This is a genomic window from Streptomyces sp. NPDC002092 (assembly GCF_053593775.1).
Genome location: NZ_JBSFDG010000014.1, coordinates 168,973 through 192,716 on the forward strand (window position 1 = coordinate 168,973; position 23,744 = coordinate 192,716).

At 69.9% G+C, this 23,744-nt stretch carries 23 protein-coding genes; 9 read left to right on the plus strand and 14 right to left on the minus strand.

Annotated elements, in window-relative coordinates; all coding sequences use genetic code 11:
• Positions 1 to 78: 78 nt before the first annotated feature.
• Complete coding sequence (gene ctaE / locus ACWCRD_RS30350; RefSeq protein WP_019067823.1) at positions 79 to 699, minus strand: aa3-type cytochrome oxidase subunit III; 621 nt, start codon at positions 697 to 699, stop codon at positions 79 to 81.
• Between the two features lie 145 nt (positions 700 to 844).
• On the opposite strand from ctaE, the gene ACWCRD_RS30355 reads away from it, so the two are divergent.
• Positions 845 to 1,249 (plus strand): response regulator, encoded by a 405-nt coding sequence (locus ACWCRD_RS30355; protein ID WP_099928237.1) that lies wholly within the window; start codon positions 845 to 847, stop codon positions 1,247 to 1,249.
• 122 nt (positions 1,250 to 1,371) lie between these two features.
• On the opposite strand, the gene ACWCRD_RS30360 is transcribed toward ACWCRD_RS30355, so the two are convergent.
• From ACWCRD_RS30360 to ctaC, 4 genes are all read right to left on the minus strand, one after another.
• Positions 1,372 to 2,631, minus strand: a complete 1,260-nt coding sequence (locus ACWCRD_RS30360) for an Ig-like domain-containing protein (RefSeq protein WP_450968950.1) — start codon at positions 2,629 to 2,631, stop codon at positions 1,372 to 1,374.
• A gap of 132 nt (positions 2,632 to 2,763) precedes the next feature.
• Positions 2,764 to 3,162 carry an aa3-type cytochrome oxidase subunit IV gene (locus tag ACWCRD_RS30365; RefSeq protein WP_115908610.1) on the minus strand — a complete coding sequence of 133 codons (399 nt, stop codon included), beginning with the start codon at positions 3,160 to 3,162 and terminating at the stop codon, positions 2,764 to 2,766.
• On the minus strand, positions 3,159 to 4,892 hold the full coding sequence (ctaD, locus tag ACWCRD_RS30370) for an aa3-type cytochrome oxidase subunit I (RefSeq protein ID WP_450968951.1): 1,734 nt from the start codon (positions 4,890 to 4,892) through the stop codon (positions 3,159 to 3,161). The genes ACWCRD_RS30365 and ctaD overlap by 4 nt, the downstream gene beginning before the upstream one ends.
• The gene (ctaC, locus tag ACWCRD_RS30375; RefSeq protein WP_450968952.1) at positions 4,889 to 5,851 is read right to left on the minus strand and encodes an aa3-type cytochrome oxidase subunit II; all 963 of its coding nucleotides are present in this window, start codon (positions 5,849 to 5,851) and stop codon (positions 4,889 to 4,891) included. The genes ctaD and ctaC overlap by 4 nt, the downstream gene beginning before the upstream one ends.
• A gap of 263 nt (positions 5,852 to 6,114) precedes the next feature.
• Here ctaC and ACWCRD_RS30380 point away from each other — a divergent pair, with 263 nt between their 5' ends.
• A complete protein-coding gene (locus ACWCRD_RS30380) occupies positions 6,115 to 7,494 on the plus strand; it encodes an aminotransferase class V-fold PLP-dependent enzyme (RefSeq protein WP_450968953.1) in 1,380 nt (459 codons plus the stop codon).
• A gap of 1 nt (position 7,495) precedes the next feature.
• On the opposite strand, the gene ACWCRD_RS30385 is transcribed toward ACWCRD_RS30380, so the two are convergent.
• The gene (locus tag ACWCRD_RS30385) at positions 7,496 to 8,470 is read right to left on the minus strand and encodes a carbohydrate kinase family protein (RefSeq protein ID WP_344405216.1); all 975 of its coding nucleotides are present in this window, start codon (positions 8,468 to 8,470) and stop codon (positions 7,496 to 7,498) included.
• A gap of 137 nt (positions 8,471 to 8,607) precedes the next feature.
• Here ACWCRD_RS30385 and ACWCRD_RS30390 point away from each other — a divergent pair, with 137 nt between their 5' ends.
• Positions 8,608 to 8,817 (plus strand): hypothetical protein, encoded by a 210-nt coding sequence (locus ACWCRD_RS30390; protein WP_450968954.1) that lies wholly within the window; start codon positions 8,608 to 8,610, stop codon positions 8,815 to 8,817.
• Positions 8,818 to 9,005: 188 nt separating this feature from the next.
• Complete coding sequence (locus ACWCRD_RS30395) at positions 9,006 to 10,871, plus strand: hypothetical protein (RefSeq protein WP_450968955.1); 1,866 nt, start codon at positions 9,006 to 9,008, stop codon at positions 10,869 to 10,871.
• Between the two features lie 84 nt (positions 10,872 to 10,955).
• Here ACWCRD_RS30395 and ACWCRD_RS30400 read toward each other — a convergent pair whose 3' ends face one another.
• A complete protein-coding gene (locus tag ACWCRD_RS30400) occupies positions 10,956 to 11,312 on the minus strand; it encodes an iron-sulfur cluster assembly accessory protein (protein WP_030582488.1) in 357 nt (118 codons plus the stop codon).
• 303 nt (positions 11,313 to 11,615) lie between these two features.
• Here ACWCRD_RS30400 and nadA point away from each other — a divergent pair, with 303 nt between their 5' ends.
• Complete coding sequence (gene nadA, locus ACWCRD_RS30405; RefSeq protein ID WP_450968956.1) at positions 11,616 to 12,800, plus strand: quinolinate synthase NadA; 1,185 nt, start codon at positions 11,616 to 11,618, stop codon at positions 12,798 to 12,800.
• Between the two features lie 21 nt (positions 12,801 to 12,821).
• Here the strand turns inward: nadA and ACWCRD_RS30410 are convergent, their stop codons facing one another.
• The 5 genes from ACWCRD_RS30410 to ACWCRD_RS30430 all read right to left on the minus strand — a co-directional run bounded on the left by ACWCRD_RS30410 (position 12,822) and on the right by ACWCRD_RS30430 (position 18,600).
• On the minus strand, positions 12,822 to 15,074 hold the full coding sequence (locus tag ACWCRD_RS30410) for a protein kinase domain-containing protein (protein WP_450968957.1): 2,253 nt from the start codon (positions 15,072 to 15,074) through the stop codon (positions 12,822 to 12,824).
• Between the two features lie 432 nt (positions 15,075 to 15,506).
• A complete protein-coding gene (locus ACWCRD_RS30415) occupies positions 15,507 to 16,190 on the minus strand; it encodes a response regulator (protein WP_450968958.1) in 684 nt (227 codons plus the stop codon).
• Complete coding sequence (locus tag ACWCRD_RS30420) at positions 16,187 to 17,410, minus strand: sensor histidine kinase (protein WP_450968959.1); 1,224 nt, start codon at positions 17,408 to 17,410, stop codon at positions 16,187 to 16,189. Before ACWCRD_RS30420 ends, ACWCRD_RS30415 begins: the two co-directional genes overlap by 4 nt.
• Before the next feature lie 115 nt (positions 17,411 to 17,525).
• Positions 17,526 to 17,804 carry a PspA-associated protein PspAA gene (gene pspAA / locus ACWCRD_RS30425; protein WP_450969059.1) on the minus strand — a complete coding sequence of 93 codons (279 nt, stop codon included), beginning with the start codon at positions 17,802 to 17,804 and terminating at the stop codon, positions 17,526 to 17,528.
• A gap of 31 nt (positions 17,805 to 17,835) precedes the next feature.
• Positions 17,836 to 18,600: a PspA/IM30 family protein gene (locus ACWCRD_RS30430; protein WP_450969060.1), complete on the minus strand. Its 765-nt coding sequence runs from the start codon at positions 18,598 to 18,600 to the stop codon at positions 17,836 to 17,838.
• Positions 18,601 to 18,851: 251 nt separating this feature from the next.
• Between ACWCRD_RS30430 and ACWCRD_RS30435 the strand changes: the two genes are divergently transcribed.
• The 3 genes from ACWCRD_RS30435 to ACWCRD_RS30445 all read left to right on the plus strand — a co-directional run bounded on the left by ACWCRD_RS30435 (position 18,852) and on the right by ACWCRD_RS30445 (position 21,577).
• Positions 18,852 to 19,526: a DUF3043 domain-containing protein gene (locus ACWCRD_RS30435; RefSeq protein ID WP_450968960.1), complete on the plus strand. Its 675-nt coding sequence runs from the start codon at positions 18,852 to 18,854 to the stop codon at positions 19,524 to 19,526.
• 83 nt (positions 19,527 to 19,609) lie between these two features.
• On the plus strand, positions 19,610 to 20,311 hold the full coding sequence (locus ACWCRD_RS30440) for a class I SAM-dependent methyltransferase (RefSeq protein ID WP_450968961.1): 702 nt from the start codon (positions 19,610 to 19,612) through the stop codon (positions 20,309 to 20,311).
• Positions 20,312 to 20,500: 189 nt separating this feature from the next.
• The gene (locus ACWCRD_RS30445; protein ID WP_450968962.1) at positions 20,501 to 21,577 is read left to right on the plus strand and encodes a S1C family serine protease; all 1,077 of its coding nucleotides are present in this window, start codon (positions 20,501 to 20,503) and stop codon (positions 21,575 to 21,577) included.
• A 52-nt stretch (positions 21,578 to 21,629) separates the two neighbouring features.
• On the opposite strand, the gene ACWCRD_RS30450 is transcribed toward ACWCRD_RS30445, so the two are convergent.
• Positions 21,630 to 21,842 carry a hypothetical protein gene (locus ACWCRD_RS30450; protein WP_365845313.1) on the minus strand — a complete coding sequence of 71 codons (213 nt, stop codon included), beginning with the start codon at positions 21,840 to 21,842 and terminating at the stop codon, positions 21,630 to 21,632.
• A 113-nt stretch (positions 21,843 to 21,955) separates the two neighbouring features.
• Between ACWCRD_RS30450 and ACWCRD_RS30455 the strand changes: the two genes are divergently transcribed.
• Positions 21,956 to 23,158 (plus strand): bifunctional adenosylcobinamide kinase/adenosylcobinamide-phosphate guanylyltransferase, encoded by a 1,203-nt coding sequence (locus tag ACWCRD_RS30455; protein ID WP_450968963.1) that lies wholly within the window; start codon positions 21,956 to 21,958, stop codon positions 23,156 to 23,158.
• On the opposite strand, the gene ACWCRD_RS30460 is transcribed toward ACWCRD_RS30455, so the two are convergent.
• Positions 23,147 to 23,677 (minus strand): methyltransferase domain-containing protein, encoded by a 531-nt coding sequence (locus ACWCRD_RS30460; protein ID WP_450968964.1) that lies wholly within the window; start codon positions 23,675 to 23,677, stop codon positions 23,147 to 23,149. The genes ACWCRD_RS30455 and ACWCRD_RS30460 overlap by 12 nt on opposite strands.
• Between the last annotated feature and the right edge of the window lie 67 nt (positions 23,678 to 23,744).

Consider the following 23,744-nt stretch of genomic DNA (forward strand, 5'->3'; position numbering starts at 1 on the left):
ATTACCCCGGTGTCAGGATCTTCTGCGTCGATGCTGGTGGGTTGTGCGCCGCGCGGGCGCACGCGGGAACGGGCCCGGCTACTTGATCAGGTAGATCGTGGCGAAGAGGCCGATCCACACGACATCGACGAAGTGCCAGTAGTAGGACACGACGATGGCCGCGGTCGCCTGCTCGTGGGTGAACCTCTTGGCCGCGTAGGTGCGGCCGAGAACGAACAGGAAGGCGATGAGGCCGCCCGTCACGTGCATGCCGTGGAACCCGGTGGTCAGGTAGAACACCGAGCCGTACGGGTCGGAGGACAGGGAGAGCCCGTCCTTCTTCACCAGCTCCGTGTACTCGAAGATCTGACCGCCGATGAAGATCGCACCCATCACGAACGTGATGATGAACCAGCCCCGGAGCTTCTTCACGTCCCCGCGCTCGGCGGCGAACACGCCGAGCTGGCAGGTGAGGGAGGAGAGCACCAGGATCGTGGTGTTGGTCGCGGAGAACGGAAGGTTGAGATGACTTGCCATCTCCTTCCAGTGATCCGGACCGGTCACCGATCGCAGGGTGAAGTACATCGCGAAGAGGGCCGCGAAGAACATCAGCTCGGAACTCAGCCAGATGATGGTTCCGACGCTGGTGAGGTTCGGCCGGTTGACCGACGGGTGCGCGTGCCCGGTTTCTACTGTCGTTGCTGTCGCCACGACCGACATTATGTCGGTCGCTTATCCCGCCCTCACTCCGGGGGGTGCCGTTCGGAGTGTTGCTGCCGTCCATACCGGTGTTGACGTGGTGTTGAACGGAGTAACATCCGCCCCATCGGGCCTTTCCGTACGACGCTGACGTCTCGGAGGAACTATGCAGCCGACCGCCACGGTGCTGGTCTACAGCGACGACTCCAACACCCGCGAACAGGTGCGGCTCGCGACCGGGCGCAGGCCCGCTCCCGACGTTCCCGTCGTCGAGTTCCTGGAGTGTGCGACGCCGGCCGCCGTCATCAAGGAGCTGGACCGGGGCGGGATCGACGTGTGCGTCCTGGACGGTGAGGCCGTGCCCATGGGGGGCATGGGGGTGTGCCGGCAGATCAAGGACGAGGTGTTCAACTGCCCGCCGGTGCTTCTGCTCATTGGGCGGCCTCAGGATGCGTGGCTGGCCACGTGGAGTCGGGCGGATGCGGCTGTGACGTTGCCTGTGGAGCCGGTGGAGTTCGCTGCGGCGTTGGCTTCCCTGCTGCGGCAGAAGGCGCTTCAGCAGAGCGCCTAGTGGCTCGGGGGTGCGGGACTTTTGGCGACTGCGGGTCCGTTGTGGCTTGTCGCGCCCACGCGGCGGAGCCGCATATCGATACAGCCCCGCGCCCCTTGGGGCCAGCTGCCCTTCAGCCCGTTTCAAACGCTCTGCGGCCTTAGCTTTGCCACGTCGTCCGGGCTGGGGCCGTCCGGGGTGGCGCCCACCAGGGCGCTGCCTGTGCGCCAGTTCTTCCAGGTGAGGTTCCAGTCGCCGAAGCCGTTGCCGAAGGGCTCCATGGTCTCGCCGTTGGAGTTGATGACCTTCACCACGTCGCCCTCGTGGACGGTGTTGAAGAACCACTCGGCATTGGCAGTGCTCATGCCGGTGCAGCCGTGGCTGACGTTGGCGTAGCCCTGGGAGCCCACGGACCAGGGGGCGGCGTGGACGTACTCGCCGCTCCAGGTGAGGCGGGTGGCCCAGTAGACGGGCAGGTCGTAGGAGTCGGAGCTGCCCTCGGCGATGCCCACGGTGGCGCTGCGCATGCGTACGAAGGACTGCTTGCCCAGTACGACCTTGACGCCGTTGCGGGTCTCGAAGCCGGGCTTGCCTGTGGTGACGGGGAGTTCCCTGATGTCCTCGCCGTTCTTGTACACCGTCATGGAGTGCGCCGCGGCGTCGGTGACGGCGATCAGGCTGTCGCCGATGGTGAGCTTCAGCGGCTTGCTCCGGGCGCCCCACAGGCGGTCGCCGACCTTGATGCCGTCCAGGTTGCTGTGCACCTGGACGGTGGCGTGGGCGGGCCAGTAGTCCTTGGGGCGGTAGTGGAGCTCCTTGTCGTCCACCCAGTGCCAGGCCCCCTGCACGGTGGGCACGGAGTCCACCCGTAGGGCCCGTTCGACGATGGCGCGCTGTGCCCTGTCCCTGACGGGCTGGTCGAGTTGGGCGGTGACGGGCTGGCCGACGCCGTACTCGCCGGAGTCGGGGCCGAACTTCACATTCAGGCGCTTCTTGGTGGTGGGGATGCTGGTGTCGAAGGTGAGGACCTTGCGGCCCGGGGCCCCGTCCTCGTCCTCCGTGCTCACCCGGACCGTGTAGTGGGCGTTGGCGGCGAGCGGGGAGGTGCTGTGCCAGTGGGTGCCGTCGGCGGAGAGTTCGCCCGCCACGAAGCGGCCTGCGGCGTCCGTGGCGGTGACGTCCGTGAGGTGGCCGCCGTCCCCGGCGGTGACCTCCAGGGCCTTGTCCGGGTCGGCCTTCTTCCCGTCACCTTTGAGGCCGTTGAGGGAGACCTGGTCCGTCGCGTCGTACGGCTTGCCGGCCAGCGGGTTGCCCCCGCTGCTGCAAGCGGTGCCGCCCGCACCGAGGGCGATCACCAGCAGAGTGCAGCTGACGACGGTGCGGGTGCGCGGAGAGTGGTTCATGTCCCTCACGCTATGGACGTTCGTCAAGGACGGCGCGCGGGGTAATCCGTACGAGGGAACGGTATTGGGGCAAAAGTGGGAGCCCGGACGCTCCTTACGGAGTGTCCGGGCTCCCTGTGCGCTCAGCGCGTGCTACTGGGTGCGGTTCTCACCGCGGTAGTACTCGAAGACCCAGCCGTACAGGCCGATCATGATGATCGGCGCCGAGAAGTACAGCAGCCACCAGCCGATCGCGATCGACAGGAAGGCGAGCGCACCACCGACCCCGAGGGCCAGCGGCTGCCAGCTGTGCGGGCTGAAGAACCCGACCTCGCCGGCGTCGTCCGCGACGTCCGCCTCCTTGTTGTCCATCGCGCCCGCGTCGACCCGCTTGGCCGTGAAGCCGAGGTAGAAGCCGACCATGATGCACAGACCGAAGGCCAGGAAGAGCGCCGTGGTACCGGCCGGCTCCTTCGACCACACGCCATAGACCACCGCCATGGCGAGGACGAAGACGCTCAGCCACATGAACATCTTGCCCTGAACCTTCACTTGCCGGCCTCCTTGCCACCAGCCAGAGCCTTCTCACCGTGAGGCGCGTTCTCGAGCTGGTCGAGAGCGGCGATCTCAGGGTGGTGCAGGTCGAACGCCGGGGATTCGCTGCGGATCCGCGGCAGGGTGAGGAAGTTGTGCCGCGGCGGCGGGCAGGACGTCGCCCACTCGAGCGAGCGGCCGTAGCCCCACGGGTCGTCGACGCCGACCGGCTTGCCGTACTTGGCCGTCTTCCACACGTTGTAGAGGAACGGCAGGATCGACATGCCGAGCAGGAACGAGCTGATCGTCGAGATCGTGTTCAGGGCGGTGAAGCCGTCGGCCGCGAGGTAGTCCGCGTAACGACGCGGCATGCCCTCGGCACCCAGCCAGTGCTGGACCAGGAAGGTGCCGTGGAAGCCGATGAACAGCGTCCAGAAGGTGATCTTGCCGAGGCGCTCGTCGAGCATCTTGCCGGTCATCTTCGGCCACCAGAAGTGGAAGCCGGAGAACATCGCGAAGACGACGGTGCCGAAGACCACGTAGTGGAAGTGGGCCACCACGAAGTACGAGTCCGAGACGTGGAAGTCCATCGGCGGCGAGGCCAGGATGACACCGGTCAGACCACCGAAGGTGAAGGTGACCAGGAAGCCGGTCGCCCAGAGCATCGGGGTCTCGAAGGACAGGGAGCCCTTCCACATCGTTCCGATCCAGTTGAAGAACTTCACGCCGGTCGGTACGGCGATGAGGAACGTCATGAAGGAGAAGAACGGGAGCAGTACACCGCCGGTGACGTACATGTGGTGGGCCCACACGGTCACGGACAGACCCGCGATGGCGATGGTCGCGCCGATCAGGCCCATGTAGCCGAACATCGGCTTGCGGGAGAAGACCGGGATGACCTCGGAGATGATGCCGAAGAACGGCAGCGCGATGATGTACACCTCTGGATGGCCGAAGAACCAGAAGAGGTGTTGCCACAGCAGGGCGCCGCCATTGGCCGCGTCGAAGACATGCGCCCCGAACTTCCGATCCGCCTCCAGCGCGAACAGCGCGGCGGCGAGGACCGGGAAGGCGAGCAGGACCAGCACCGCGGTCAGCAGCACGTTCCACACGAAGATCGGCATGCGGAACATGGTCATGCCCGGCGCGCGCATGCAGATGATGGTGGTGATGAAGTTGACCGCACCGAGGATCGTGCCGAAGCCGGAGAAGGCCAGACCCATGATCCACAGGTCGGCGCCGATGCCCGGCGAGCGGACCGCGTCCGACAGCGGGGAGTAGGCGAACCAGCCGAAGTCGGCAGCACCCGAGGGGGTGAGGAAGCCGCCGACCGCGATCGTCGAGCCGAACAGGTAGAGCCAGTAGGCGAACATGTTCAGCCGCGGGAACGCCACGTCGGGCGCGCCGATCTGCAGCGGCATGATCCAGTTGGTGAAGCCCGCGAACAGCGGCGTCGCGAACATCAGCAGCATGATCGTGCCGTGCATCGTGAACGCCTGGTTGAACTGCTCGTTCGTCATGATCTGCAGGCCCGGACGGGCCAGCTCGGCGCGCATCAGCAGCGCCATCACGCCGCCGATCAGGAAGAACGCGAACGACGTGACGAGGTAGAGCGTCCCGATCGTCTTGTGGTCAGTGGTGGTGAGCCACTTGATGACCACGTTGCCGGGCTGCTTGCGCCGGACCGGCAGCTCGTCCGCGTAGTGGGACTCCGCCGCGGCGCCCTGGGGTTCGTTGACGATGCTCACAGGTTGTTCGTCTCCCGGTTCTTCTCGTGGCTCGTCTGCGCGATGCCGGCGGGAACGTAACCGGTCTGGCCCTTCTTGGCGAGGTCCTGGAGGTGCTTCTCGTAGGCGTCCGGGGAGACGACCTTCACGTTGAACAGCATCCGGGAGTGGTCGACGCCGCAGAGCTCGGCGCACTTGCCGAGGAAGGTGCCCTTCTTGTTGGGGGTCACCTGGAAGGCGTTGGTGTGGCCCGGGATGACGTCCATCTTCATCAGGAACGGCACCACCCAGAAGGAGTGGATGACGTCACGCGAGGTGAGGACGAAGCGGACCGTCTTGCCCTCGGGGAGCCAGAGGGTCGGGCCGGGGTTGTGGGTCTTCGGGTCCTTCGAGGCCGGCGTACCGACGTCGTAGACACCGCCGGCGTTCGCCGGGAACGCGTTCTTGAACCGGTCCGGAATGCCGGCCAGGTTCTGGTCGGTCTTCGCGTCACCGGTGACACCGGGCACCGGCTCGATGTAGTTGAAGCCCCAGCTCCACTGGAAGCCGACGACGTTGACGGTGACGTCGGGCTTCTTGTCGGAGAGGCTGAGCAGCTTCGACTCGTCGCGGGCCGTGAAGTAGAACAGCACGGACACGATGACGAGCGGAACCACCGTGTACAGCGCCTCGATCGGCATGTTGTACCGGGTCTGCGGAGGAACTTCGACCTTCGTGCGGCTGCGCCGGTGGAAGAAAGCACTCCACAGGATCAGGCCCCACACCAGCACGCCGGTGGCGAGCGCGGCGGCCCAGGAGCCCTGCCACAGGGAGAGGATCCGCGGAGCCTCTTCCGTGGTCGGGGTGGGCATACCAAGGCGGGGGAAGTCCTTGTATGTGCAACCGGTGGCGGTCGCCAGGACCAGGCCCGCGGTCATTGCCTGCAGCAGCTTCCGCCGCATCGGGCGCCGCGGCGAGCGGTCGGAGCCGTTGGGACTCACGTAGCGCCTTCCCGAGAGTCTCGCCCGCGCGGTTGGCTGCGGCCTGCCTTCTTCGGTGGTCGGTCGCCGCCCTGCGTCGGGCAGGGGTTTGGATGTTTATGCGGACCAAACCCTAGCCGACGCGTTCCGGGGCTTCGCGGGGAGGGGTGCCTACTGGGTGCGGTGGTTCGCTGGTTTGGCGGCTGCGGGTTGTCTGTGGCTGGTCGCGCAGTTCCCCGCGCCCCTTCAGGGCATAGCAGTGAACGGCGGTTTAGCGTTGCTGTGTGGGCTACTTCGACGCTGCTTCCAGTGCTCCTCTTCATCCTGTTGCCCGGCAAGCTCTGCTGGCCTCCCTGGATGAAGGGTGGGCCGACCCTGCACGGCTCTACCGGGAAGGGCGGCGGGCCCGGATGCTGCTGGACGCCGCGCGGGAGGCTGCCGCCGAGGCCGTGGGGTGCCGTCCTGACGAGCTGGTCTTCACCTCATCCGGCACGCAGGCCGTACACACCGGCATCGCGGGGGCGTTGGGTGGGCGTCACCGGGTTGGGCGTCACCTGATCGTGTCGGCGGTCGAACACTCCTCGGTGCTTCATGCGGCTGACGCGCACCAGGCCGGCGGTGGGAGCGTCACGCAGATCGAGGTGGACCGGCAGGGCAGGGTGACACCGGCGTCGTACGCGGACGCCCTGCGCCCGGACACCGCGCTGGCCTGTCTTCAGTCGGCCAACCACGAGGTGGGGACCGAACAGCCGGTGGCCGAAGTGGCTGCCGTGTGCCGGGAGTCCGGTGTGCCGTTGCTGGTGGATGCGGCGCAGTCGCTGGGGTGGGAGCCGGTCGAGGGTGGCTGGTCGCTGCTTGCGGCCAGTGCGCACAAGTGGGGCGGGCCCTCGGGGGTGGGGCTGCTCGTCGTACGAAAAGGTGTGCGGTTCGTGTCGCAGGGGCCTGCGGACGAGCGGGAGTCGGGGCGGGCCGCCGGGTTCGAGAATCTGCCGGGGATCGTGGCGGCGGCCGCCTCGTTGCGGGCGGTGCGGGCGGAGGCGGAGCAAGAGGCGGTACGGCTGCGGGAGCTGACGGAGCGGATCCGGGTGCGGGTGCCGCGGTCGGTGCCGGACGTGGAGGTGGTCGGGGATCCCGAGCGGCGGCTGCCGGGGATCGTCACCTTCTCCTGTCTCTATGTCGACGGGGAGACATTGCTGCACGAGCTGGACCGGGAGGGTTTCTCCGTTTCCTCCGGGTCTTCCTGCACCAGCAGCACGCTGACGCCCAGCCATGTGCTGAAGGCGATGGGGGTGCTGAGTGAGGGGAATGTGCGGGTTTCGCTGCCGATGAGGACGCCGGAGGAGGACGTCGAGCGGTTCCTGGCGGTGCTGCCGGGGGCGGTGGCAGGGGTGCGGGAGAAGCTGGGGGCACCGGCCGCGGCGGCGGCCGTGCGGCAGGACGACGCGCTGGTCGTCGACGCGCTCGGCAAGCGCTGCCCGATTCCCGTCATCGAGCTCGCCAAGGTCATCGGGGACGTGCCGGTGGGCGGCACGGTGCGCGTGCTGTCCGACGACGAGGCGGCGCGGCTGGACATCCCCGCGTGGTGCGAGATGCGGGGCCAGGAGTACGTGGGCGAGGACCCGGCGGACCACGGTGCTGCGTACGTGGTCCGCCGGGTCTCGTAGGTCAGGCCAGGTGCTTCTGGACCTCGGCGGCGGCCTCGTCGCCGTAGGCCTTGGCGAACCGGTCCATGAAGTGGGCGCGCCGCAGCTGGTACTCCTGGGTGCCGACCGTCTCGATGACGAGCGTGGCGAGCATGCAGCCGACCTGGGCCGCGCGCTCCAGGGAGACGCCCCAGGCGAGACCGGACAGGAAGCCGGCACGGAAGGCGTCGCCGACGCCCGTGGGGTCGGCCTTGCGCTCCTCCTCCGCGCAGCCGACCTCGATCGGGTCCTCGCCGGCCCGCTCGATGCGGACGCCTCGGGAGCCGAGGGTGGTGACGCGGTGGCCGACCTTGGCGAGGATCTCGGCGTCGCTCCAGCCGGTCTTGGACTCGATCAGGCCCTTCTCGTACTCGTTCGAGAAGAGGTACGTGGCACCCTCCAGCAGTATCCGGATCTCGTCGCCGTTCATCCGCGCGATCTGCTGGGAGAAGTCGGCGGCGAAGGGGATGGACCGGGAGCGGCACTCCTCGGTGTGGCGGAGCATCGCCTCCGGGTCGTCGGCGCCGATCAGGACCAGGTCGAGGCCGCCCACGCGGTCCGCGACGGTCTTCAGCTCGATCTGGCGGGCCTCGCTCATGGCGCCCGTGTAGAACGAGCCGATCTGGTTGTGGTCGGAGTCCGTGGTGCACACGAAGCGGGCGGTGTGCAGGGTCTCGGAGATACGGACCGAGTCGGTGTCGACGCCGTGCCGGTCGAGCCAGGCGCGGTACTCGTCGAAGTCGAAGCCGGCGGCGCCGACCAGGATCGGGGTCGTGCCGAGCTGGCCCATGCCGAAGGCGATGTTGGCGCCGACGCCGCCCCGGCGTACGTCGAGGTTGTCGACCAGGAAGGAGAGCGAGACCGTGTGCAGCTGGTCCGCGACGAGCTGGTCGGCGAAGCGGCCGGGGAAGGTCATGAGGTGGTCGGTGGCGATGGAGCCGGTGACTGCGATGCGCACGGCGGGGACTCTCCTGTGAGAGACGGGAGCGTGGATTGACAGTTCACGCTACCGGGTCGCCGCCGGGCTCTGAAGTGGCCAAAACTACCCGATAGTAGATCTTTCTCGGGCGGCTGCCGCGTGCATACGGTTCCGGTATGACGAACCTGAAGGTCCATGCCCCGGTCCCGGTCGACCTGGAAGGCGACCTTGCGTCGCTGCGCGGCGACTGCGCCCGGATGGTCCCCCACTGGGCCGCCCCCGACCGCATCACTGCCCGCCCGGTCTCCCCGTCACTCATCCACGGCGTGATCGTGCCGCCGAAGTCGGCCCGTCTGCTGGACTCGATGTCGGACTACGGCGACTGAGCACGGGTCTGCAAGTCCGCCACGGCCCGGTAGCCGCGCCGGCGCATCTGAAGGGAACCGCGCGCTCCTCCGCTGCGTCCCATCGCCGTCCCCCGCCGAGGGGATGTGCGATACGACCCTCCCGCAGCCCGTTTTGACAGGGCCGGGTCAGGGTCACAGGACAGCTGTGCAGGCGAAGGAGCGATGCGGTGAACACCGAGCGACCCGACAACGACGCCCCGGACGAGAACGGCACCGCCGGCTCCGCCGAGGAGCAGGGTGCCGTGGAGGAGCAGGGTGCGGTGGGCGCCGGGGCTCCGGGCGTCACGGAGGGCGACGCGGACGCTGCTGGGGAGGAACCCGGCGCGGAAGGTTGTGGGGTCGGGGGCGCGGAACGTGGTGGGGCCGAGGGAGAGGCCGAGCAAACCGCCGCGGCCGAGGTGACCGCCGGGACCGGGGAAACCGCCGTGGTCGGGGCGACCGCCCCGGTCAAGGAGACCGAGGCCGCCGAGGAGACTGCCGTGGCCGAAGAGACCGAGGTTGCCGCGGTGACCGACGCAGCCAAGGCCCCGGCGACCGACGAGGGCGGCCCTGAGATTCACGACGCCACCCCCGATCCGGACGCGGAGGAGTCCCGTCCGTCCCGGCGCCGCACCCCCGTGCTCATCGCCTCCGTCGCCGCTGCCGTGCTGCTGGTGGGCGGAGGCGGGGCGTACCTCGCCGCATCGGCCTCCGGCGGGTCCGGCGGTCGTACCGGCGCCGGGGCCTCCGGCGAGGGCGCCCCTCCCCCGCCGCTCGCGCTCGACGGTCACTCCGAGGGTGGTACGAACGGGATCGCGCCCGGGGAGCCCAACCCGTACGGCGTCCAGTACAAGGCCGACGGCACGCTGCCCGACGGGCCGGACTCGGCGCCCGTGTACCGGGCGGCCGGCGAGGTCACCAAGGACGAGGTGGCGCGGCTGGCCAAGGCGCTGGGGCTGGACGGGACGCCGGTGGCGCAGGGGCAGGCCTGGCAGGTGGGGCCCGCCAAGGACGGGTCCGGGCCGAGCCTGGTGGTGGACAAGCAGGCGCCGGGGGCGTGGACGTTCCACCGGTACGCGGCCGGCACCGACGCCTGTCGGAGCGCCGTCGCATGTACGAAGGATCCCGCCAACCCGGCCGGCGCCACGGTGAGCGAGGCAGCCGCGAAGCAGGCCGCGGCGCCGGTGCTGAAGGCGGTCGGCCAGGACGACGCGAAGGTGGACGCGAGCCAGGTCATGGGCGCCCAGCGGGTGGTGAACGCGAACCCCTTGGTCGGCGGGCTGCCCACCTACGGCTGGACGACCGGGCTGACCGTCGGCGCCCAGGGCGAGGTGGTCGGCGGCAGTGGGCGGTTGAAGGCGCCGGTGAAGGGCGACACGTATCCCGTGCTGGGTGCGCGGAAGACGCTGGACCTGATGAACGCGGCGCCCACGACCGACCACCGCATGGGCATCGGCGGCTGCGCCAGCCCCGTACCGCTGAAGGACCGGCTGGAGGCGCCGTGCGGGCAGTCGACGTCCGGGGCGGGCGCGACGCCGGCGAAGCAGACCGTCGCCGTGGACGGCGCGGTGTTCGGGCTGGCCGTGCATGCGGTGGACGGGCGGCCGGCGCTGGTGCCGTCCTGGCTGTTCCAGGTGAAGGGCGCGGGCGCGCAGAACGGCTTCACGGTGACGTATCCGGCCGTCGACCCGAAGTACCTGGCCTCGAACTCGACGAGCGCGCCGGGCAGCGGGCCGTCCTCGGCGCCGGCCACCCGTGACGTCAAGGTGGACTACTACACCGCCGACGGCAAGGACCTGACCGTGAGCTTCACGGGCGGTGTGTGCGCCGACTACAGGGCGACGGCGAGCGAGGGTTCCGACCAGGTGGCCGTGAAGGTGACCGAGACTCCGTGGAAGGGCAAGATCTGCATCATGATCGCCAAGGCGATCGAGAAGACGGTCCATCTGGAGAAGCCGCTGGGCGACCGGAAGGTCGTCGGCACCGACGGCAAGCAGATTCTGCTGCCGAACCCGGGGCAGCGGCTGCCGGGGAGGACGGCCGGGGTGCAGTAGCCCGCCGGAGGCGCGAAGGCGGCGGCCCTGTCGGAGGGGGCCGCCGCCTTCGGTCTGTTCAGTTGTTCAGCGAGCCGGCAGGGCTTAGCTGAAGGAGTCGCCGCAGGCGCAGGAGCCCGTCGCGTTCGGGTTGTCGATCGTGAAGCCCTGCTTCTCGATGGTGTCGACGAAGTCGATCGACGCGCCGCCCAGGTACGGGGCGCTCATGCGGTCGGTGACGACCTTGACGCCGCCGAAGTCCTTGACCACGTCTCCGTCGAGGGAGCGCTCGTCGAAGAAGAGCTGGTAGCGCAGGCCGGAGCAGCCGCCGGGCTGAACGGCGACACGCAGAGCCAGGTCGTCACGGCCTTCCTGGTCGAGCAGGGCCTTGACCTTCGCCGCGGCGGCGTCGGACAGGATGATGCCGTCGGTGACGGTGCTGGTCTCGTCCGATACGGACATCTACATCTCTCCCGGGTTGTACGGAGACTGCTTGCCGACTGGTGCAACCGGCAAGGCCGCGGATTCATTCCGGGCCGGGCGCCGTTTTTCGGCGCCTCCTTCATGCTCGCACATGCGATGGCGAGCGGAAAACGGCTCATCGGGATTCATGTCACATCGACGCAATGACCATCGTCAAACTGACGTGAAGCGGGTTATGATAGATAGCGTCAGTTCGACGAGAAGGACGGGAAGCCCGTCCGCAGAACGGCCATCCGCAGGACCTCCAGCAGAACCTCCCGCAGAACAGAAAGGGTGCGTGTCGTGACCACCGCCCAGACCCCGGAGCTCGACGTACAGCCGACTCCTCTCGCCCTGCTGCTGCTCGGCCGCGAGGCCGACCCGAAGAGCGAGCGGGGCGTCGAGTGCCCCGGCGACCTGCCCTCCCCGTCCGACCCGGATCTGGTGGCGCGCGCCCGCGCGGCCAAGGAGAAGCTCGGCGACAAGGTCTTCGTGCTCGGCCACCACTACCAGCGCGACGAGGTCATCCAGTTCGCCGACGTCACGGGTGACTCGTTCAAGCTGGCCCGGGACGCGGCGGCGCGCCCGGAGGCCGAGTACATCGTGTTCTGCGGTGTGCACTTCATGGCGGAGTCCGCGGACATCCTGACCTCCGACGACCAGAAGGTCGTCCTGCCGGACCTCGCGGCCGGGTGCTCGATGGCGGACATGGCCACCGCGGAGCAGGTCGCCGAGTGCTGGGACGTGCTGACGGAGGCCGGGATAGCCGAGCAGGTCGTGCCGGTCTCGTACATGAACTCGTCCGCGGACATCAAGGCGTTCACGGGCAAGCACGGCGGCACGATCTGCACCTCGTCCAACGCCAAGAAGGCCTTGGAGTGGGCCTTCCAGCAGGGCGAGAAGGTGCTGTTCCTGCCCGACCAGCATCTCGGCCGCAACACCGCCGTCCGCGACATGGGCATGTCCCTGGAGGACTGTGTCCTCTACAACCCGCACAAGCCGAACGGCGGCCTGACGGCGGACGAGCTGCGCGCAGCGAAGATGATCCTGTGGCGCGGCCACTGCTCGGTGCACGGCCGGTTCTCGCTGGACTCGGTCAACGACGTGCGCGAGCGCATCCCCGGCGTGAACGTGCTGGTCCACCCGGAGTGCAAGCACGAGGTCGTGGCCGCGGCTGACTACGTCGGCTCGACGGAGTACATCATCAAGGCCCTGGAGGCCGCGCCCGCCGGGTCCAAGTGGGCCATCGGCACGGAGCTCAATCTCGTACGACGGCTCGCGAACCGTTTCGCGCCCGAGGGCAAGGAGATCGTCTTCCTCGACAAGACGGTCTGCTTCTGCTCGACCATGAACCGCATCGACCTGCCCCACCTGGTCTGGACGCTGGAGTCGCTGGCCGAGGGCAACCTGGTCAACCGGATCGAGGTCGACAAGGAGACGGAGGCGTTCGCGAAGCTGGCGCTGGAGCGGATGCTGGCGCTGCCGTAGCCATAGCCTTCTGTGCCGCTGTCACCCCGAGACGGGTTTCCGCTCGGGGTGCGCGGGGTCCAGGCTGAAGACGGTGCCGTCCGGGGTGCTCACGACCAGCGCGCCGCCGTTCAGCAGCACCTTGGACTTGGTCACGTCGCCGCTCGCGAGCTGGTCGGCGTGGGCGCCCGTCTCCCACAGCAGCGTGCCCTTGCGGGTGTCGAGGGCGGCGACCCGGCCGCTGGTGCTGGCCAGGTAGAGGGTGCGGGTGCGGGCGTCGTACGTGGGTTGTCCCGAGCCCTCGACGCCGGTGCGGGTCTGCCACAGCGGTTTTCCGGTCAGCGGGGACACGGCGGTCACCTGGCCGTTGGCCTGGGTGATCCACAGGGTGTCGGCGGCCAGCCGCACGGAGCCGTCGTAGGTCGTCGTCAGCTTCGTCGTGGTGGCCGAGCCGGTGTCCGGGTCGAGCAGCCAGATCTCGCCGAACTTCAGGTCCTCGGGGCGCGCCGGGCCGGTTTCGCCGCCGACCACGAAGGCCAGCCGGCCGCCGACGGTGCCGAGCAGGCTGCTCGTGTACGGGGTCTTCAGACGCCGCAGCACCGATCCGTCGGCCTTGTTCAGCTCCAGGAGCACGGCGCCCTTGGTCGCGTCGTCCGGGAAGCACTGGGCATACAGGCGGGAGCCGGCCGTCGTGAACTGGCAGTAGTCGTCGGAGGACAGCTGCAGGGTCCAGCGGTCGGTGCCGGTGCGCGGGGAACGGGCCGTCACCAGCCGGCCGCTGGGGTCGGGGGTCAGCACGAGGTCGCCGGAGACGATCTGGTCGACGGTGACGTTGTTCCGTTGCCGGACCCACAGCTGCTCGCCGCTCCTGGTGTCGAGGGCGACGATGCTCGCCTTGGTGCTCCCGTCGGCCCCGTAGACGTAGTGCTGCAGGAGCATCGCGTCGTCCCGCACCCCGAGGAGCTCGAAGTTGTCCCGCGCCTTGTCCGCGCCCCCGGCGGAGGTCGCGATCGCGGAACGCCAGACAGTGGCGCCGGTACGGCCGTCCAGACGGACCGGGAGGATGTTGTTGCCCGCGCAGTAGACCGCGTTCTCGTACGTCTGGCAGGTGGCGTCGCCCGCGTCCGCGCTGTCCTTCGCGAGCGGGTTGGCCTCGCCCCGCTGTGCCGTCTCGTGCATCGTCGTCTGCCAGGGCTGCCAGCCGGTGGGGAGCGCCGCCCAGCGGGAGTCCGCGGACGAGGCGGAACTCACCGCCGGGGCGTCGTCCGGGAAGCCCGGCCCGAAGCGTATGTACCACCCCGTACCCAGGGCCAGCACGCCCACCGCGCAGGCCACCACCGGCAAGAGGCGGACCCTGCGGCGTCGCGTGCGCCCCGCCCGGGTGACCTTTCCGGGTCCCGCGCCGCCGGTCCCGGCGTACGTCTCCTCGAAGGTCCTCAGGTCGGCGAAGAGGAGGGCAGTGGTGTCCGGGTCCCTGGGGTCGGACTCGGGCAGGGCGTCGGCGAACTCCTTGGCCAGCACGTCCAGTTGGGGCCGGTCGGCGGCGTTTTTGACCAGACAGCGCTCCAGGACCGCGCGCAACGGGCCCGGTACGCCGTCCAGTGCGGGCGGCTCGTGGACGACCCGGAAGGCGGTCAGGTACGGGCTGTCGGCATCGAAGGGGCCGCGTCCGGTGGCCGAGTAGACCAGGAGCGCGGCGAGCGAGAAGACGTCCGAGGCGGGTCCGACCGTGCGGGCGTCGGTGAACTGCTCCGGTGACATGAAGGGCGGGGTGCCGATCATCTGGCCGGTCTCGGTCAGGGTGTTGTGGTTCTCCACGGCGCGGGAGATGCCGAAATCGATGACGCGGGGGCCGTCCTCCGCCATCAGGACATTGGCGGGCTTGAGGTCCCGGTGCACCACTCCGGCCCGGTGGATGTCCTGCAGCGCCTCCACCAATCCGAGGGCCAGTCGCCGCAGTTGGGTGCCCTTGAGGGCGCCGTGGTCGCGGATCCGTTCGGCGAGGGAGCTGCCCGCGACGTACTGGGTCGCCATCCAGGGCCGTACCGCCTCCGGGTCGGCGTCCACGACCGGTGCGGTGAAGGCGCCGCTGACCTTGCGGACGGCCTCGATCTCCTGCCGGAAGCGGGCACGGAAGACCTTGTCCTCCGCGTACTGGGCGTGCACCACCTTGACGGCGACGTCACGGCCCGAGCGTGATCTGCCCCAGTAGACCACCCCCATGCCGCCGGACCCGAGCCGGTCGACCAGCTTGTACCCGCCGACCGATTTCGGGTCGTCCTTGTGCAGCGGCACGCCCGAATCCCCTTCCATGCACGGCAGTTCGAGGCCACAGAATACGTAACGGAGATGGGGGCGATGGGAGGGGCGCCTGAGGGCTCCGAGCCGGTTGTGGCCGACACGCCACTGCTGCGCCCCCTGAACTCGCTCGCACAGCATGATCGTTCACTTGTGCTCACGGCCTGCTGGACGTCGGCGACGAGCTGCTCGGTGTCGTTGCCGTACTCGAAGGACGCCATGATCACGGCGTTGCCCTCGCCGGCTGTCGGGGCTGGGGATTCCTGGCTCACGCCGCTCAGGCGCTCAGGCGCTCAGGCGCTCAGGCGCTCAGGCGCTCAGGCGCTCAGCGAGCGATCGGGGCTTACGCGATCAACACCAGCCGGGTTGGAACCAGCCCGGTTCACCACGGCGCGGCCGATCAAACACGGAGGCACCGCCGGGTCGAGCTCACTCCGCCCTTGGACGTACCAGCCCGGACTCGTACGCGATCACGACCAGCTGGGCGCGGTCACGGGCGCCCAGCTTGGCCATGGCCCGGTTGACATGGGTCTTCACCGTGAGCGGGCTGACCTCGAGGCGTTCGGCTATCTCGTCGTTGGAGTGGCCTCCGGCGACCTGGACCAGGACCTCGCGCTCGCGGACGGTGAGCGTCTCCAGGCGTGCGGTGCGGGCGGGGTCGCGGCCGTCGTCGTCCGCGTCGCCCTGGGCGAGGAAGCGGGCGATCAGGCCCTTGGTGGCGGCCGGGGAGAGCAGGGCCTCGCCGCCGGCCGCGATCCGGATCGCGGTCAGCAGCTCCTCCGGCTCGCTGCCCTTGCCGAGGAAGCCGGAGGCGCCGGCCCGCAGGGACTGCACGACGTAGTCGTCGACCTCGAAGGTGGTGAGGATGACGATGCGGACATGGGCGAGGGAGGGGTCCGTGCTGATCATGCGGGTGGCGGCGAGACCGTCGGTGCCGGGCATCCGGATGTCCATCAGCACGACGTCGGCCCGCTCCTCCTTCGCCAGCCGTACGGCCTCCGCGCCGTCGGAGGCCTCGCCGACGACCTCCATGTCGGGCTCGGAGTCGACGAGCACGCGGAAGGCGCTGCGCAGCAACGCCTGGTCGTCGGCGAGCAGGACGCGGATCGTCATGCGGTTCCCCCCGGAGTGGCCGTACGGGTCTTGACCGGCAGGATCGCATGGACCCGGAAGCCGCCGCCGTAGCGGGGGCCGGTGGTGAGCGTGCCGCGCAGGGCGGTGACGCGCTCGCGCATGCCGAGCAGCCCGTGGCCGCCGCCGCTGTCGGGGGCGTCGTCCTCGCCGGAGCCGTTGTCCAGGACGGTGATCTCCACGTTCGGGCCCACGCGTACGACGCTGACCTCGGCCTTCGCCTCCGTACCGGCGTGTTTCTGGACGTTGGTGAGGGCTTCCTGGATGACGCGGTACGCGGCCAGGCCGACGGCGGCGGGGAGAGTGGTGCCGTTGTCGGCGCGGGCGACCTCGACGTGCAGGCCGGCGCTGCGGAAGGTGCCGACGAGTTCGTCGAGGCGGTCCAGGCCCGGGGCGGGTTCGGTGGGGGCCTCGGGGTCGCCGGACTGGCGCAACAGGCCGACGGTGGCGCGGAGTTCGTTCAGTGCGGAGCGGCTGGCCTCACGGACGTGGGCGAGGGCCTCCTTGGCCTGGTCGGGGCGCTTGTCCATGACGTGCGCGGCGACGCCCGCCTGGACGTTGACCAGGGCGATGTGGTGGGCGACGACGTCGTGCAGATCGCGGGCGATCCGCAGGCGTTCCTCGGCGACCCGGCGGCGGGCCTCCTCCTCGCGGGTGCGTTCGGCTCGCTCGGCGCGTTCGCGGATGGCCTGGACGAAAGCGCGGCGGCTGCGGACGGCATCGCCGGCGGTGGCGCCGATGCCGGTCCAGGCGAAGATGGCGAGGTTCTCCTGGGCGTACCACGGGAGGGGCCCGAACAGCATGGACGCGCCGGTGAGGACTGTCATGGTGAGCAGGCCGAGGCGCCAGGTGGTGGGGCGGTCGGTGCTGGCGGCGACGGTGAAGAGGGCGATGACCGCGGACATCGCGACGGGGGCGCGGGGGTCGCCGACGATGCACTCGACGAGGGAGACGGTGCCGGTGAGAGCGAGGACAGTCCTGGGGGCGCGGCGGCGGAAGACCAGGGCGAGGGCGCCGAGGACCATGAGGACGAGGGCGAGGGCGTCGGGGGTGCGGACGCCCCAGGTGACGCCGTTCTTGCCGTGCGGGTCGGCGAAGGAGCCGGCCACCATGCAGGCGAGGACGCCGGCCGCCAGGGTCGCGTCCAGCGCGAGGGGGTGCGCCGTCAGGCGACATCTCGTTCGTTCCAGGGTGCCGCTCACGTCTGAACAGTACGGCGTCCCTACGGGGCTAGGAACGGGGGTGGGCCGCAGCCGCTTCGGCCGTTCAAGGGGCCTTGTCCTCGAACGCCGGACGGGCTGGAATACACGGACGCCGTCAGCCCGGGATCAAGCCGTCGTCGCGCAGCAGATCCCGGACCTCCTCCAAGGTCGCGTCCTGGGACGGCAGGATCAGTTCCGACGGCTCCAGGGAGTCGTCCGGCAGCGGGTCGCCCAGTTCGCGGACCTTGGCGAGGAGGGCCTCCAGGGTGCGGCGGAAGCCTGGGCCGTCGCCCTTCTCCATTTCCTGCAGGAGTACGTCGTCGAGCTTGTTGAGTTCGGTGAGGTGGCTGTCGGCCAGCCTCACCTGCCCCTCCCCCATGATCCTGACGATCATGTCGCCCATGTCGGCCTCCTAGGCGTGGGCCCTACTGCTTGTCGAAGCGCGGGGTGTCCTGTGGCTGCTGCTGGGTCTGAGACTGCCCTGTGCCGCCCTCGATCGCCTGCTGGGACGAGCCTCCGGCCAGCTCCGCCTTCATGCGCTGCAGTTCCAGCTCCACGTCCGAGCCACCGGAGATCCGGTCCAGCTCGGCCTGGATCTCGTCCTTGTGCATGCCGGACTGGTCGTCCAGGGCGCCCGAAGCGAGGAGCTCGTCGATCGCGCCGGCGCGGGCCTGGAGCTGTGCGGTCTTGTCCTCGGCGCGCTGGATCGCCAGGCCCACGTCGCCCATTTCCTCCGAGATGCCGGAGAAGGACTCGGCGATGCGGGTCTGGGCCTGGGCGGCCGTGTACGTCGCCTTGATCGTCTCCTTCTTCGTACGGAAGGCGTCGACCTTGGCCTGGAGCCGCTGGGCCGCCAGGGTGAGCTTCTCCTCCTCGCCCTGGAGCGTCGCGTGCTGGGTCTCGAGGTCGGTGACCTGCTGCTGGAGCGCGGCGCGGCGGGACAGCGCCTCGCGGGCCAGGTCCTCACGGCCGAGCGCGAGCGCCTTGCGGCCCTGGTCCTCCAGCTTGGTGGACTGCGACTGCAGCTGGTTCAGCTGGAGCTCCAGGCGCTTGCGGGAGGTCGCCACGTCGGCGACACCCCGGCGCACCTTCTGGAGCAGCTCCAACTGCTTCTGGTACGAGTAATCGAGGGTTTCGCGCGGGTCCTCGGCCCGGTCAAGGGCCTTGTTCGCCTTCGCGCGGAAGATCATCCCCATACGCTTCATGACACCGCTCATGGGCTTCGCGCGCCCCCTTCTGACGGACTTCCAGCTCCAGCTCTGCGACAGAACCCACAGTACGGGCCCTGCATCCATTGACGCACTGTTCGGGGACGGATGCGCTCATCCCCAAGGACGACTGCAACCGCTCCCGCTCCGGCGTAGGGAGTAGGTGTCCCCCCAAGGAGACCCCTGCGGACCCCGGGGCCGGAAGCACGTGCAACGTCCCCTCTGTCCCTTACATGACGACTGGTGTTGCCGGATCGTTCCCCACGGGGCTGGGGTCCAACCCCGGCCACCCCGTACCCTTGGGTTTTGTGTTCCGTAGCCGTGCCAAGGAAGAGAAGGCAGCCGTCGCCGACAAGGCGTCGCTGACCGACTCCAAGCAGCCCCGTGACCCGCAGGCGAAGAAGGGTCGGCCCACGCCCAAGCGCAGTGAGGCCCAGTCCCAGCGCCGCAGCGTCGCCAACACCTCGATGACGCGCAAGGACGCCGCCAAGCGCCAGCGCGAGGAGCGCCGTGCCGCGCTGGAGCGGCAGCGCCAGGCGCTGGCCGGCGGTGACGAGCGGTATCTGCCCGCCCGTGACAAGGGTCCGGTGCGCAAGTTCGCCCGCGACTGGATCGACTCGCGGTTCAACGTGGCGGAGTTCTTCCTGCCCATGGCCGTGGTCATCCTGGTGCTGAGCATGGTGCGGGTGGGCGCGCTGCAGAGCATCGCGCTGCTGCTGTGGCTCGTCGTGATCGTGCTGATCGTGCTGGACGCGGTCGTCAGCGCCTTCCGGCTGAAGAAGCAGCTCGCCGAGCGCTTCCCGGACCGGAACACCAAGGGCGCCACCCGGTACGCCCTGATGCGCTCCCTCCAGATGCGCCGGCTCCGGCTGCCGAAGCCGCAGGTCAAGCGCGGAGAGCGGCCCTGAGCACTACGTCGTTCTCCGGGGGCGCGGCGGATGCCTGGCTGGGCAAACTGGGCGGTCTGCGCAATGCCGTACGGCAGGAGCTGGTGGCCCGGCAGCTCGACGAGCAGATAGCGGGGCGGTTCCCGGTCGGGCAGCGGCTGCGGGTGCTCGATGTGGGCATGGGCCAGGGCACTCAGGCGCTGCGGCTGGCGCGGGCCGGGCATCAGGTGACCGGGCTGGAGCAGGACCCGACGATGGTCGCGGTCGCGCGGAAGGCCCTTTCCGGTGAGCCCGAGGGCATCCGGGAGCGGGTGCGGATCATCGAGGGTGACGGCCGGGACACCGGGGTGCACTTTCTGCCGGGCAGCTTCGACGTGGTGCTGTGCCACGGGGTGCTGATGTACGTCGAGGAGCCGGATCCGCTGCTGGCGGGGCTGGCCCGGATGCTGGCCCACGGCGGGCTGCTGTCGCTGCTCGTACGCAACGGTGACGCGCTGGCGATGCGGCCGGGGCTGTCCGGGGACTGGGCCGGTGCGCTCGGGGCCTTCGACACCGTGTCGTACACGAACCGGCTGGGGCTCGATGTGCGGGCCGACCGCCTGGAGGCGCTGACCGCGACGCTCGCCGGGATCGCCGCGCCGCTGCACGCCTGGTACGGGGTGCGGGTGTTCACGGACACCGCGGCGGACGGAGCGGAGATCCCCGCCGACATGGAGACCTTGCTCGCGGTCGAGGAGCGCGCCGGGCGGACGGATCCGTACCGGGGGGTGGCGGCGTTGCTGCATCTGTGCGGGGTGCGCGGGTAGCTCCGCCGGTGGGCGGGATGGGTTGTCGGTTCTCTGCGGCGCCGTCGTGGCTGGTCGCGCAGTTCCCCGCGCCCCTTTACGGGCGGTGCCGAACCGGCGCTGGCTTCCCCCGCCCTGCTGACGAACGCCGCGAGCCCGTTCGGGCGTATACCGCAAGCCGGGTATTCACCCCGAAGCGAGACTCTGGGCATGGACATTGCCCGTAGCCGTGTCTTCCGGCTGCTCGTTCCCGTCGTCGTGCTCGCGTTCGTCCCGGGGTGCTCCGGCGAGGGTTCCTCCGGTGGGCAGGAGAAGACGACCGCGCAGGCCGCGCAGCCCGCGCAGGCCGTTGCGCCCATGGCGGCCGGCGATCTGCAGAGCGCCTACCAGAAGGTGATCAAGGACGTTCTGCCGTCGGTCGTGCAGATCCAGGCCGACGGCGATCTGGGATCGGGGATCGTCTACGACGACAAGGGGCGCATCGTCACCAACGCGCACGTCGTCGGGAACTCGAAGACCTTCAAGGTGACGACCGCCAACAGCGAGGACGCGCTCACCGCCCGGCTCGTCTACTCGTACCCGGACCAGGACCTCGCCGTCATCAAGCTGGACAAGGTGCCGAGCGGGCTGAAGGCGGCCGCCTTCGCGGACTCCTCGAAGGTGGCGGTCGGGCAGATCGTGCTGGCGATGGGCTCGCCGCTCGGGCTGTCGTCCAGCGTGACGCAGGGCATCGTCTCGGCCACCGGGCGGACCGTGAGCGAGGGCCGCAGCGGCGGGGGCACGGGCGCGACCATCGCCAACATGGTGCAGACGTCCGCGGCCATCAACCCGGGCAACAGCGGCGGCGCCCTCGTCAATCTCGACGGGCAGGTCATCGGCATTCCGACGCTGGCCGCCACCGACCCCGCTCTCGGCAACAGCGCGGCGCCCGGCATCGGGTTCGCGATCCCCTCGTCGATGGTGAAGACGATCGCCGACCAGATCATCAAGAGCGGCAAGGTCACCGACTCGGGGCGGGCCGCGCTCGGCATCACGGGCCGTACGGTCGTGGACAACAGCTACCAGGCCGCCGGGGTCGCGGTGGTCGCCGTGAAGAGCGGCGGGGCGGCCGACAGGGCGGGCATCCAGCCCGGGGACGTCATCATCAGGCTGGGTGACACGGACATCACCACCGTCACATCCCTGGCGGAGGCACTGGCGGCGCAGAAGCCGGGCGACAGGACGTCGGTGACGTTCACCCGGAACGGGAGTCAGAAGAAAGTCGATGTGACGCTGGGCGAGCAGTGAGACCAGAAGGGGGGAGGGAGCGGCCGGATTGCGGCCACCCCCTCCGTGGCGCCTACGCCTCTTCGGCGTGCAGGCTCATCGGCCCGTAGATCTCCGCGGAGTCCTCGAACAGCCGCACCTGGTCGGCGCCGCCGTCCTGGAGGGCCTTCCAGTGCTCCCCGATCCAGGACTCGGCGTCCCCCTGCGTGGTGAACTCCTCGGGCTGGACCGCTGGCTGGACCTCCGCCCCGTCGGCCTTCTCGAACCGCCACGTCCATGACGTCATCTACGCCTCCCGTGTCTGAGCACCTGCAGAGCAGAAGGCGGATCTTGGTCCGCCTCCTGCCAGAAGCCTAGTCGGATGGGCAGCACCTGCGCAGACACGCGAAAATCACTTCCGTGGAAGTGACTCTGCTCGGCACCGGTGCCCCCGCGGGACTGCCCCGCCCCGACTGTCCCTGTGCTGCCTGTGCGACCGCGCTCGGCGCGGATGCCCGGGCGGCGACCGCGGTGCTCGTGGACGGGACTTTGCTGCTCGATCTGACGCCGGGCGCGGCGTTCGCGGCAGCGCGGGCCGGGCACTCGCTCGCCGGCGTACGGCAGGTGCTGTTGTCGCATCCGCACCGCGGGCCCGTGGTCGAGGTGCCCGCGGGGCTGCCGCAGCCCGGGCGGGTGCCGGACGGGCGGGAGTTGGCGCTGCTGACGGGGCATCGGGTGCGGGCGGTGGCGATGGACGGGCCGGGCACGGGGTACGCGGTGACCGGGCCGAACGGGCAGCGGCTGCTGTATCTGCCGCCGGGGGGCGCGCCGGCCGGTCTTGAGCACCACCGGGCCGTGGGGTACGACATGATGCTGACCGACATGGTGGGGCGGCCGGACGCGCTGGCCAAGTTGCGGGCGGTCGGCGCCGTCGGCCCGACCACGGATGTCGTCGCCGTCCATCTCGACCACGACGTGCCGCCGGGGCCCGAGTTGCGGCGACGCCTCGCCGCCGCGGGGGCGCGGGCCGTACCGGACGGGGCGACGCTGACGGTCGGGGTGTACGAGGACGTGCCCGATGTGCCGCGGCGGACGCTGGTGCTGGGCGGGGCGCGGTCCGGGAAGTCGGTGGAGGCCGAACGGCGCCTGGAGGCCTTTCCGGACGTGCTGTACGTGGCGACGGGCGGCTCGCGGAACGGCGACACGGAATGGGCGTCCCGGGTGGCCGTCCATCGGGAGCGCCGGCCGGGGTCCTGGCGGACGGCCGAGACCTGCGATCTGGTGCCGCTGCTGGCGGCCGACGGCCCGCCGCTGCTCATCGACTGTCTGTCGCTGTGGCTGACGGACGCGATGGACTCTGCCGGGGCGTGGGACGACGCCCAGTGGGCCGACGGCGGGGAGCGGGCCCTGCGGGAGCGGGTGCGGGAGCTGACGGACGCGGTACGGGCGAGCCGGCGGACCGTGGTCGCCGTGTCCAACGAGGTCGGCTCGGGGATCGTGCCGGCGACCGCTTCGGGGCGCCGGTACCGCGATGAACTCGGGCGGCTGAACGCGGCGTTCGCCGGGGAGTGCGAGCAGGTGGTGCTGGTGGTGGCGGGGCAGGCGATGGTGCTACGCGGCTGAGGGTCTGCGGCGCGCGATGATCCGGTGCGTGTACGGGAACTGGCCGAGGAGGTGCCGGCTCGTCGCGAGGATCGTGCAGCCGTGGAAGTCGAGTTGGGTGCGCAGCGCGGGCGACTGCGCCGGCTGGGTCTCCACGAGGAGGAGGCCGCCGCGGCGGACGAGCGTGAGGGCGGCGCGGAGTTCGGCGCGGAGGTCCGTGACCGGTGAGCGGTGCTGGAGGAGTGTGACGACGTCGTAGCGGCCGCGCAGGATCGTGGTGATATGAGGGTCCGTCACATGCCCTACGAAGGCCTCCTCGACGCGCTCTGCATGGCAGGCGTAGGACACGCGGGGGGTGGGGTCGAGGCCGTCGAAGGAGGTGTACGGGAACAGTTCGCGTGCCGTGCCGGGGAAGTGGGCGTCGCCCGTGCCCACGTCCAGCCAGCTCTCCGGTTCGGGCAGGAGCCGCAGGACCGCGCGGGCCGCCGAGAGGTGCCGGCGCCGGTCACGGGCGCTGACATGGGTGCTCGGGTAGGTCATGCCGGCTCCCGGAGGCGTAGGACAATCCGCTGCAAAACGGAACGTATGGGATCCATATCCCGGGGGC